This window comes from Acetonema longum DSM 6540 (genome assembly GCF_000219125.1).
Classification (GTDB): Bacteria; Bacillota; Negativicutes; order Sporomusales; family Acetonemataceae; genus Acetonema; species Acetonema longum.
Genome location: NZ_AFGF01000050.1, coordinates 15,848 through 27,989 on the forward strand (window position 1 = coordinate 15,848; position 12,142 = coordinate 27,989).

The 12,142-nt window shown below is 53.4% G+C and carries 8 protein-coding genes; all 8 read right to left on the bottom strand.

The features are described 5' to 3' along the window. Position 1: 1 nt before the first annotated feature. Positions 2–1,336 carry an acetyl-CoA decarbonylase/synthase complex subunit gamma gene (gene acsC / locus ALO_RS06040; protein WP_004093934.1) on the bottom strand — a complete coding sequence of 445 codons (1,335 nt, stop codon included), beginning with the start codon at positions 1,334–1,336 and terminating at the stop codon, positions 2–4. A gap of 197 nt (positions 1,337–1,533) precedes the next feature. Beyond that, a complete protein-coding gene (acsB, locus tag ALO_RS06045) occupies positions 1,534–3,660 on the bottom strand; it encodes an acetyl-CoA decarbonylase/synthase complex subunit alpha/beta (protein ID WP_004093935.1) in 2,127 nt (708 codons plus the stop codon). 37 nt (positions 3,661–3,697) lie between these two features. Next, positions 3,698–5,650 (bottom strand): anaerobic carbon-monoxide dehydrogenase catalytic subunit, encoded by a 1,953-nt coding sequence (gene cooS / locus ALO_RS06050; RefSeq protein WP_004093936.1) that lies wholly within the window; start codon positions 5,648–5,650, stop codon positions 3,698–3,700. A gap of 210 nt (positions 5,651–5,860) precedes the next feature. Next, positions 5,861–6,622 (bottom strand): ATP-binding protein, encoded by a 762-nt coding sequence (locus tag ALO_RS06055; RefSeq protein ID WP_004093938.1) that lies wholly within the window; start codon positions 6,620–6,622, stop codon positions 5,861–5,863. 87 nt (positions 6,623–6,709) lie between these two features. Continuing rightward, a complete protein-coding gene (locus tag ALO_RS06060) occupies positions 6,710–7,393 on the bottom strand; it encodes a DUF3786 domain-containing protein (protein ID WP_004093946.1) in 684 nt (227 codons plus the stop codon). A gap of 179 nt (positions 7,394–7,572) precedes the next feature. Beyond that, positions 7,573–9,333 (bottom strand): formate--tetrahydrofolate ligase, encoded by a 1,761-nt coding sequence (locus ALO_RS06065; RefSeq protein ID WP_004093947.1) that lies wholly within the window; start codon positions 9,331–9,333, stop codon positions 7,573–7,575. 192 nt (positions 9,334–9,525) lie between these two features. Beyond that, positions 9,526–10,383, bottom strand: coding sequence for a bifunctional methylenetetrahydrofolate dehydrogenase/methenyltetrahydrofolate cyclohydrolase FolD (folD, locus tag ALO_RS06070; protein WP_004093948.1), 858 nt, complete (start codon positions 10,381–10,383; stop codon positions 9,526–9,528). A 448-nt stretch (positions 10,384–10,831) separates the two neighbouring features. Then, positions 10,832–12,133 carry an ASKHA domain-containing protein gene (locus tag ALO_RS06075; protein WP_004093949.1) on the bottom strand — a complete coding sequence of 434 codons (1,302 nt, stop codon included), beginning with the start codon at positions 12,131–12,133 and terminating at the stop codon, positions 10,832–10,834. Between the last annotated feature and the right edge of the window lie 9 nt (positions 12,134–12,142).

A 12,142-nucleotide genomic window follows, 5' to 3' on the forward strand; every position in this document is an offset into this window, starting at 1 on the left:
ATCAGGCAAAGCGCGCCTTAGCGAAAGTCGGTATGCCGGCAGCTTCCTGAGGCCCCACCAGCACATTCCAGCCGGATTTTTCCTTCAGTTTTCCGCTGAGTACGGCGGTATGGCCGGGGATCACGCAGGTGGTATGATCAATTTTGCTCTTGATGCCGGAACTTTCCAGAAAATCGGCGATGGAATCGGCGCTGAATTTGCCCGAGGCCCAGGATGTGAGCACCGACGTACCGTCGGTATCCACCGGTAGGATATAACCGGGGATCTTGCTGGCAGCCACTTCGCCTTCAACTGCGAAATAGGTCAAAGCAAAGTTGGTGCAGACATAAACCGGCGAGGCAGGAGTGACGGCACCGATTTCATAGATCTTCGCCTCCACCGCAATGGGTTTTTGCGGGTCGGTAAACACATTCTGCCGCCAGGCCAAAAGAGGCAGGATTTGGGACTTTTCGTCAGCCTTCATGACGATAATGCCGGCGAATTTAGCCACATAGACGCTGGCCTGAATGACTTCCTCCCGGGGGTCTTCCGGGGCAGTAAAGGTAATCGTAGGATAGCCGAAAGGCCGGAACTTCTTTTTGACGGCCAGGCGACGGATCTGGGTTTGATCGGCCAGTACCTGGGAGGTGCTCCGGCTGCCGGTATCAATGACCAGTTCTTTATACAGGGGAGCAATTTTTTCCACCAGTTCCGCTGTGTCCGCCAGATTTTTTCCCTTAACGGCCAGCGGGCAGTTGTGGGTCTTGGCCAGTTCCGCCATGGCCTGATAGTTATCGGCCGCAGCAGCGTAAATCAGCGGTTTCTTAACAGCTACTCCCGGCAGGGCCGCTTCAAAGGCCGCCGGATTATCGCTGACCAGAATCAGAGGCAGCGCGGTTTTCTCCGCCACCTGCGCCACGAAGGTTTTATAATTGGCCGGGTCATGGGAGGCATCAATAACGGCGATCAAATTGACGCTCAGTTGCTGACCGACCCTTTCTACCTTGAGATCGTTGATTTTTCCTATCTTAGCGGCCAACTGGTCCAAGGGAAGGGTATCGTTTACGCTGATAGCCAGACCTGTGGGATGGAAAAAGGTTTTATCATGGCGGAAGATCACTGTCTCATCCCCCAGGGCCAGGGCATGCTCGCCACTGCCCACTGTCACCAGCCGAATAGGCGGCGCCGAAGCGGCGCCCAGATTTTCTTTCGCTTCTTCAGATACGTAGGGACAAAGATCCAGGGATGTTTTGGCGGCAGCCAGCGCCATGGCAAAAGCCATGCAAGTAGCTGCGCCGCACTCCTTGCAGTTTTTCTTTGGCAGTTGTTTAAAAATATCTAATCCCGTTAAAGCCATACTGTTATCCCCTTTCATTTCAATAACTGAATTACCCTGTGCGAACTCATCTACAGCCTCCGAATCTGGGCCTGTTCAAAAAGGTCCAGATTCTAGGCGCGACGAGGACGCGCGCGCAGACAGTACGTTTGGGAGGGTACGGCAAGCGCGCGCCCGCAGGAGCAACAACGCAGATGGGCCTTTTTCAACAGGCCCCGTTACATGAGCGGGTCCATAGTCAACGCCGGGTGCCCTTTTTCTTCCAGGAAAGGCAACACCTCATCAATGGCAGTACCGATGCTTTCGTCGGCGATCTTGTCGAGGAAGTCTTCGCCCAATCCTTGCTTTTTGGCTTGTTCGATGAAATCGGCCCGGAGATATTCCTTCAGTTCCTTGGGCATCCAGACAATACGGCCCAGGCCGCCGTCAGCCGGAATAAACTTATTGCTGACAATATAGCGGCGTCCGATGCCCATAAAACCAGGCGACTGCAATCCGCCGCCCACCGAGCCGGCCAGTGTCGAGAAAGACATGCCGCAGGGAGTGTCGCCGCCAAATTCCCGGGTGGTGATCATGATGCCGTTAGCTTCCGGCAGGATAGCCATAATGGCCTCAAAACAACCGCAGGAAGTCATGGGGCGGTCCAGGAGAGTATATAAATTCACTTCTTCCAGGGTGTGATGAGAATTGTTGTAGAGATATTCATTCACGTTCTGCCACATACCTTTGACCTCATCCAGGCAGGTTCCCTTGGCAATAGGCTGATTGGGGCCGGTAGGAGTGATTTCGTTGGATGCCTTGGCATCCAGCCAGCTGACCGCGCCGCACAGTCCCACCCTCTCAGGCGTCACGATACAGACGTGGTTGGGAGCAAAGGACTGGCAGAGGATGCAGGAGTAGAAGGTATCCACCGATTCGTCGGTCAGTCCTTTCAGGCGGGCATCCCGGGCGGCGTATTTTTCCCGGGCGATCTTGATATTTTCGTCTACCTTGGCCTGATCAGTATAGATGGTCACCTGGACCCGGTCCACAATGGCCGGGTAATCCGATTTAAACTTGGCAATCAGGATCTCGCCGATATCGCGGATCTTAAGACCGGCGGCAGCGGCGTTCTTTCCTATGCGGACCCAGGCCAGATCCCTTTGAGCCACGTGCCAAAGCCCTTCGCCATAGTTTACGAAATAATGGATGCGGCGTTCCAGCACCCCTTCAAAATCTTCCTGCATTTTCCGGCCATAGATATTCACCATGATCCCCAGGGGCAGGCGGTCTCCTTCCTTGACATCGGTGATTTCCGGTCCAATCACGGTGATTTTGCCGTCTTCTATGTCATCCGGTCCCACCATCCGTACCAGCTCAAAGGCGGTCGTCTTGCCGCCGCCAAATTCCAGATAGGTATCGGCCCGGCGAATGGTTTCGCCTTCAAAGGCCGGTCCGACAGTAATCGGCACCGGGATATCGACGATTTTAATCTTAATGCCTCTGAGTTCCAGCGCCAGCTTGACCATTTTGTCATAGTCCGGCTCGGAAACAAACCAGTCAGGAATTTCTTCCACCACCTGGTCGGTGATCACCGGGAAGCCCATGCCGATAGCGCCCAGTTCAGCGGCGACCCGCACTTCATCCAATTCGCCCAAGGCCAGCACAAAGGCCAGGACCCGGCGAGCCTGATAATCCAGCTGTTGCTGCCTCTGACCGGGTTTGATGCCGCCAAAGGCCAGACCGGCCCGATAGGCAAAGTTGACAGCATGAATGGCCTGGGTGAAATTACCCAGGGGGAAGGCGATATAGTCAATCCCTAATTTTACGTTTTCTTCCAATAATTGTTCGATAATCTCATTGACCAAAAAGATCATCATGCCTTTGGACTGCAGGCTTTTGATCAGTTTGGCCGCCTCTTTCGAACTGCGGGCCTTGCCGATGATGACCGCCACGCCGGGAATAGTGTTGTCAACCAGGGGCACGCCGAACTTCCGCAGGATAGGGTCAGGCAGAAATCCTGTCCAGGGGGGTGATTCAGGCCTGGCTCCGTGTAAGTAACGCAGCGCCTCAATGATATCGGCGGCATAATGGGTAGCTTCTCCCGCCATTTTGGCGTTGTCGAAGGTGAGCTCTTCCCGCAGATGGCTGGTGCGAATCCGGTTTAGAATCGGCGGCAGGTCTCCCAGCACATTGACCTCTTCCCCGCTTAACGCCGTAATAACCGGTAACCGATAAGCTGTGTCAGGATATTTTACCGGGGTGTCAGCCCCGTGATCTTTAATGGCTTTTTCCAACAGGATCTGGGCATAACTGGTGGCAATCACCGCTCCTTCATAAGCGGCTTTAAACAATGCGCTAGACATTTACATCCCTCCAGTTTCAACTGTCGTAATTTGTCTTCTAGACAACCTGTTCTGTTTGACTATACTTGGCCGCTGCCTCATTGTGAATGCGCAGCTTCCAGTTCCGTTCATTCAGTGCGGCCAGCAGTTTCTCGCCGGCTTTTTGGTGATCGGTTTCCATGATGAAATGGCCGCCGAACACATCCTTGGCGATTTGAGTCACCACCCCATGGACCAGATCGCTGCCGGTCACCGGAGCGATGACTCCGATGTGCACCGGTATGCCCATAGCCACGAACCAGGAGCCAATGGCCACGGCTTTTTCCGACATGGGCTCGGGAGCCGAAGCCACAAAGGGGACTTGTGGCGTGTCAACGCCCATTTCATTGGCCATCATGGTCAGCAGGGCCACGGTGCGGGAGTTATCGACGCAGGAACCCATATGGAAAATCAGCGGCAGTCCGGTTGTCAAATCCGCTTTGGCGTTAAGCCGCCCGATAAAGGCTTTCAGCCCGGGTCCGGCATAGGCTTCCACCGCCTCAGGCGTTAAGAGGCCGTTCATGGCGTAAGCCTGACCGGCGCAGCCGGTCGCAATCATGAATACGTCATTGGCCGCCATCTGTTTGGCAATTTCCAGATGATTTTCGTTATGGGTGCCCTTCAGGTTATTGCAGCCGGCAAACAGTGCTACGCCCTTGATTTCACCGGCCTTGATAGCGTCGGTTAATACGCTGATGGGACGATCCGGATTGATTTTAGAGAAAATATCCAGGATGGCTTCCAGGCTAAACCCGGCTATGACTTTGTTTTTCAGGTCCGGCCGTTCAATCTTTTTGGCATCCCGCAGTTTATAGGTATCAATGGCCAGACGGATAATCGCCTTAGCGCTCTCGGCGGCGTGCTCCTCATCAAACTCATAATGATAGGCGCCGGGAATCTTACTGATGGGCATGGTGGTAATGATTTTGGTGTGGAAGCATTCGGCCAGGCTGCGCAGGCTGGGCATGATGCACTGCACATCCACTACTACCGCATCAACCAGGCCGGTCATGATGGCCAGCTCCTGGGTGGCAAAGTTAGTGGCGATAGCCACGCCGGCCCGCATCAGCACTTCATTGCCGGTACAGCAGATGCCGGACAGCTTAATGCCCTTGGCGCCGACGGCTTTGGCCTCATCCTGCATCTGACGGGCCACGTCCACCACCATCTGGCTGAGCAGCGGATTATGTCCGTGAACGCAGATATTGACCATCTCGGGGTCCAGTACGCCCAGGTTGGCTTCCGATACCGTGGGAGTAGGCGTGCCGAACAGGACGTCGGAAAGATCGGTGGCCAGGTACTCGCCGTCCAGGTCTCCCAAGGCAACTTTTAAACCGTTGAAAATGATATTAACCGGATCGCTGTCCACCCCCATATGGGTTTGGTGCAGCAATTCGGCAATAGAGCCATTAATGCTGGACGTCATAATCGTAGTGTCCTTAAACTTTTTTCTTCTTCCTTCGGTCAGAGTAGTCTCAAGCCAGGTGCAAGGCGAACTGTCCAGACGGCCGAAGTCCAGCAAAGCGGCGCTGGCTACTTCTTTCGCCACCTCGTTGACCGGTTTGCCTTCAGTGGCAATCCCGATGCGTTGCGCGACTTTCATCAGTTTGGCGGTATCATTGATCTTATAGTCCTTGGCATGGCCCTCGGCCACGTGCAGTACGGTGGTAGCAATGTGCCGTCCGTGATCGGAGTGGGCGGCCGCCCCGCCGGCAATAAGCCGCACGGTGTTGCGGGCTACAATCGTATAATCCGCCGCCCCGCAGATCCCCTTATTGGCTCCCGGCTTTTTGGGAATAATCCGGCATGGCCCCTGCATGCAAATCCGGCAGCAAATTCCGGTATTGCCGAAGGCGCAACGAGGTTCTTGGGCTTTGGCCCGCTCAAATGTGGTCAGATAGCCAATTTTCTTGGCTTTTCCCAGCATTTCCCGCGCGGCGGGGTCTACAGTGCTTTTTTCAAATTCTGACATTCTCCTACCTCCCTGTCTTTTTAAGATATATTTTTTTAGATATATATCTAAACAACCGTTGCAAATCCATCTCCGTCCTATAGCCGGGACCGTTCAAAAAGGTCCAGATGCTAGGAAGGACGAGGAAGCGCGTGAGACTGTACGTTCGCAGGGTACGTCGAACGCGCTCCCGCAGGACTGACAACGCAGATGGGCCTTTTTCAACGGTCCTCAACAATCGCTGAGAATGTAATGGTAAATCCTCTGCATTTCAGCCCCGATGGGCCGGCTGCTGTCAGGTACATCCACCGGACCGGCCATGGCCGCTTCCGGCACCGACTCGTCAAAGGGCAACAGGCCGATCAACCCGCCTGACGGAAACTGATCCTGCAAAAAGGCGGCTTCTTTGGATTGGCGAATCTTGTTGCCGATAAACCGGATCTTTTTTACCTCCAGGTCATCGGCCAGATTTTTTACAACTTTGGCGGTTTGCACACTGTTCTTAGTAGGTTCAGTCACCACCAGCATGACATCGACACCCCGGGATGTTCCCCGGGTCAGATGTTCGATACCGGCGCCCATATCCAGGACAACTACGTCTTGCTGCCCCAGCAAAAGCGCATCCACGATGGCGCGCAAAAAGGAATTTTCCCGGCAATAGCAAGCCGAGCCGCCTTGTTTTACGCCTCCCATGCGCAGAAACCGGATATTGCCAAGCTGTATGCTGTAAGAATCAAGGATATCATCCACCTGAGGATTCAGCGTGTAAAAGGCGCCGCCGCCGCTGCGCTCGGCAATGACCTGCTGCATTTCGATCATGGGTTTAACCCGGGCCAATACATCGTCGGCCAGGCCGATGGCGCTACCCAAACTGGCGTCCGGATCGGCATCCACCGCATAGACCTTGTAGCCGTTTTGAGCGAACATTCTGGCCAGATTGGCCGCCACCATGGTCTTACCTACGCCGCCCTTGCCTGACACTGCAATTTTCATAACTTTTCCCCCTTCTTTGTATATTTAATATATTTTCTATGTTCTGTCTATTCTTGGCGAGCGGCTGCCTGTAAAAATCATCCCGGCTTATGTAGCCGCAGAGGGGTTGCTGCTTTTGCCGTTTTTTACTGTCTTCGCCAGCTGACTCACCCCATACCCGGCCGCCACGATCAAATCTTCGGTGGGCAGATAAAAGGGAGCCGTAGCATCAAACAACACGGTAGCCCGCGGCGGAAATTCTTCATCGCCGGCCCACAGGGCGTAAGTGACCGGCAATCGGGGCAAAAGATTGAACCGGATGCCGTAATCGCCGCAATCTACCGCAATACCGCCCAAGGACAACCCGGCCTGAGTCAGGAGTTGGGGCTGACGCCCGAAAACGCCGGTCAGATAATTGACAACCCGTTTGTTAAACGGCTCCAGATAAATCATACCCGCCGAGGGAATTTCCTTAAAGGAGATCCAGCGGTGAGCCAGAGGCTGCCCACCGGCCCGAGTCAAATAGTGCAGGATGACGATTTTTACCGTAATAGGTACCGGGTCTCCACCCCTCTCGGAGATAATCTCACCGGAGGGAAAATGTACGTTATAATTTTCACTTATATAATGAACTAAAAAACTACTGCTGCCGTCATCCCAGCTGCTGCCACTGCTAGCCGCCATATCCAGCGGATTCCAGCGTCGGAAAGCTTCACAAGCCTTTCCGTAAGCCGCGTGATAGGCCTGGCGCAGGTTATCCGCATCCGGCAGCGAATAAGTCACCTGCTGCATCTATGTCCCCCCTTTCCTGATTCATTATATACGAAGATAGATGTATATACATCTATACATGGTTTGCGTAGGAACATCTCCGGGGATGAAACATAGGGTTCCCCCAAAGCAGGGCGGCTGTGCGGCCAGGCCAAGGCCACCCCGCTTTCGGTGATCCAGCACTTCTTTAGAAAGTTTTCTTAAAACAGACCGCTGACTTTCCCGTTGTTCACATCCACATCAATCCGGCGATAGGCTGGGTCGGAACCGGTTCCCGGCATCAGGCTGATGCTGCCGGCCATGGGGCAAAGGAACTTAGCGCCGCCATAGACCAGGACGTCCCGGATGGGCAGCCGCCATCCCTTGGGTATGCCTTTCCAGGATGGCTCGTGGGACAGGGACAAGTGGGTTTTGACCATCATGGTCGAATAATCGGCATACTTGGGATCGGCTTCGAACTTTTTCGCTTTTTCCGCCGCCAGAGGTTCCCAGTCTACGCCGTCAGCGCCGTAAACTTCCTTGGCAATAACCTCAACCCGCTGCCGCAGCGGCATTTCCAGGGGATACAGATATTTGAAATCAACTTCTTCCCTACAGGCATCCATAACGGCATCAGCCAGGTCTAAAGCGCCGTCTCCGCCCTTTAGCCAGTGTTCGGAGACAGCGGCTCTGGCACCCGCCTGCTCGGCGATCCGTTTGACCAGGGCGTGTTCAGCCTTGGTGTCGGTATAGAAGGAGTTAATGCAAACCACCGGCTTGATACCGGACTTCTTGATCACATTGATCAAATGGACCATATTCTCGCAGCCCTTTTCCAGCAGTTGCAGGTTTTCCTTGGTATACTCTTCGGGCAGAGGACGGCCCGGCACTACAGCGGGTCCGCCGCCGTGCATTTTCAGCGCGCGGACTGTAGCCACCAATACTGAAACATTGGGTTTCAATCCGCTCAGGCGGCACTTTACGTTCCAGAATTTTTCAAACCCGATATCCGCGGCAAACCCGGATTCCGTAACATGATAATCAAAACATTTCAACCCGATGCGGTCGGCAATAATTGAGGACTGACCGATGGCGATGTTGGCAAAAGGCCCGGCGTGAACGAAGCAAGGCTGCCGTTCCACGGTGCTGCACAGGCTCGGATTGATGGTATTGCGCATCCAGGCGGCGACAGCACCGTCTACTTCCAGGTCAGCGGCGGTAACCGGCTTGCCCTGTTTATCATAAGCCACTACGATGTGCTTAACCCGCTCCCGCATATCCGCCAGGTCTTTAGCCACAGCCAGGATGGCCATCAACTCGGAGGACACGGCAATACCAAACTTGGATTGCATCAAAAAACCGTCGTTTTTGCCGCCAAGGCCGATGGTGATGTTGCGCAGGCCCTGGGCGCAAAAATCAATGACCCAGCCCATTTCAACTTTTTTCGGGTCAATATCCAGCCGCTTCAGGCCCCGTTTGGCCAGCTCGGCGTCAGTGTAATTGGCTTCATGCTGCATTCTGGCATTCAGGGCAACCATCATCAGGTTATGGGAGTTCATAATATCATTGATATCTCCGGTCAGTCCCAGAGAAAACTCGGTCATCGGGATTAACAATGCATTGCCGCCGCCAGCGGCCGTACCTTTAACGTTCATAGTCGGCCCGCCGGAAGGCTGCCTGAGGGCGCCGCCTACATTGGCGCCGCGCTTGCCCAGACCTTCCATGATGCCTAAGGAGGTGGTGGATTTGCCTTCTCCCAGCGGAGTGGGAGTAATGGCGGTGACCTCGATATATTTTCCATTGGGTTTGTCTTTCAGACGATCAATGACCTTCAGAAAATCCACTTTCGGCGTCTTGCCGTGGGGGATGAGCTCATCCTTTTGCAAACCCAGCATTTCCTGGTATTCTTCCGGGGTCGGCAGATTCTTTTCCGCCTCTTCCGCAATCTGCCAGTCCTTCATTACCGTAGGGTTCCATACCATAAATCTAGGCCTCCTCGTGTTTTTGTATATTCTGGAGATGTTTCAATAAGAAATACTCCATCTGCCACCGCCTCGCACCCGAGACCGTTCAAAAAGGCCCAGATGCAAGGAACGACGAGAACCGCAGCGGAGGCGTACTGGAGGTACGTCGGAGCGAAGGATCGCAGGAGTGACGCCGCAGATGGGCTTTTTTCAACGGTCTCCCAGCTGCAATTGGGCGGCTTTCACTGTATTATGCAGCAGCATGGCAATGGTCAGAGGCCCTACGCCGCCGGGCACAGGAGTAATATAGCCGGCCACCTCTTTGACTTCATCAAATTTTACGTCTCCTACCAGTTTATCGCCTACCCGGTTAATGCCCACATCGATCACTGCGGCGCCAGGTTTAACCATGTCTTTGGTGACAAATTCCGGTTTGCCGACAGCAGCCACGAAAATATCCCCTTGCCGGGTCACGCTGGCCAGATCCTGGGTTTTGGAGTGACAAACAGTGACTGTAGCATTGCGGGACAATAGCAGCATAGCCATAGGCTTGCCGACAATATTGCTGCGGCCCAGGACGACCGCTTGTTTACCTTCGATGGAGATACCGCTGATCTCCAGCATTTTTACGATCCCATAAGGTGTACAGGGGACCAACCATTCCTTGCCGACAGTCAGATTGCCCACATTCACCGGATGGAAGCCATCCACATCTTTTTTCGGGGAGATTTGCTCCAGAACCTTTTCCGCATTAATATGTTTGGGTACGGGAAGCTGCACCAAGATGCCGTTGACCTTCGGATCTCCGTTCAGCCGGTCAATTTCTTGCAGAAGCTGCGCCTCGGCTATGTCTGCAGGCAGACGGACCACTTCGGAGGCAATTCCCAGTTCAGCACAGGCTTTGTGTTTACGGTTTACGTATACTTTCGACGCCGGATCTTCACCCACAATGATGACGGTCAGACCGGGCCTGACGCCATGCTTTGCCTGAAATGTCTCAACCTCCTTTTTTACAGTCTCGGTCAGTCTCGCCGCAATCTTGACCCCATCCAATAACTGCGCCGGCATATCTCTCGACTCCTTTCACCTTCTTTTTTCTCTTTGCCTTCATAATATACTTAAAATAAGTATATATGTATATACATCATTACATCAATACAAATATGTAAAAATAGTGAATATCTTTTTCTGATTATCATGTTTAATCAGAAAATTTCGTCTGTTTTCTTGAAATATCCGGTTTAGCCGTTATCAGTGAATAATTAACGGCCTTCACCTGCAAAATCCCTTCTTTCTTATATATATGTGAAAAGTTTCTCATTATAATATATCTTCGCGCTCAAATTGGAAATTCCTACTTCTGTTCATTTTTTAAAAAATTTTTTATTAAGTTCTGTAGGAATGGGATTCCAGACATTGTACAACAGGCAGTGACCTATTTCGGTATAAAGAAACAAGGGCCAAGCCAGTTCCTCGTCTTGGAACAAGCGGCCCCGACATACTCAAATCGTCTCTGTCACTCAAATGGTCTCAGATATACACTGGCAAAAAAATCCGTTTCAACTGCCGTATCAAAGGCCAGATTGCCATACTTGACAGCTTGTCTCAGTTGATCCAGCATCTCACCGGCCCTGCGGCTGCGCAAAATGTCCTCACAGCCTTTTAGGGCTATATTGCCGCACAGTTCGATTCCTGCCGCGTCTACGCCCGGGAGCAAGCCGATTTTCTGAGCACTGGCCACATCTAACAAACGGCCAAAATGACCGGCCACATAAATTCGCCGGATATCCGGCAGCCACATTTCCGCCTGGTGCAAGAGATTTCTCAGTCCTGCCTCTACGGCCGCCTTGGCCCGCTGTAGGGTATCAATATCCTGCTTGGTGATCCAGATGAAGGGCTCTGCCTGGAGTTCTATTTTTTCATCTGCCGCCGGTTCACCCTGCAGCCGTCCCAGATTGTCCAAACGGTTCGACTCCAAAAGCAGCCGCAATATATCGACATACCCTGAGCCGCAAATCCCCATCGGGCTTTTTCCTTCCAATGTCTCAAACTCAAACAGCCCTTGAGAGGATTCAGACCGTCTGGCCCGGAAAATAGCCCCTGGCAGAGGCGCCGAGCCGCAGCTCAGTCCGTACCCTTCAAAAGCCGGACCGCCGGCAACGGAAGTGACCCATGCGGTCGTGCCATCCCATAGGGCAATCTCAGTATTGGCGCCGAAGTCTATTAGAAGCGTTCCCGGCGCCTGCTCCGGCATCCGGGCAGCCACCATCCCGGCCAAAAGGCCTGATCCCGTAAAGCCCATCAGCGGTTCAATGATTTCTATACCGGCCACCGGGCAAAACTGCCGTAAAACAGTGACAAGGCCTGTCTTGCCGGCAGCCTGAAACGCCCAGGGTTCCTGCCAGGAATCCGGGTCCAAAAACCGTCTTTGTCCCGTATTGTAAAGAAGCGCCAGCATAGCAGTATTTCCTACAACCCCGACGCCGGCAATCTCAGTGCGGCCAATGCCGCTTGCCTGGAGTGCTTCCTGGAGGCATTGCTCGATCCCTTCAATCAGCTTACCCTGCAAATCAGCCGCCACTACCGGATTAGAAGCTTTAACCAGTCGGGCGATCATATCTGCTCCATGTTCCTGCTGGGGATTGCTGAACTGCCGCTCGACGAGCCTCTGCCCATCCCGCATACGAAAAATGGATAATCCTACGTTGGTAGCGCCAATGTCAAGGGCTACTCCGCAATCTTCCTGGCCCAGCCGATACCTATCCGGTGAAAAATCAGCGTCTTCCCGATGCTTCGGATATTCTTCCCTGTTATCCATCCCTTTGCT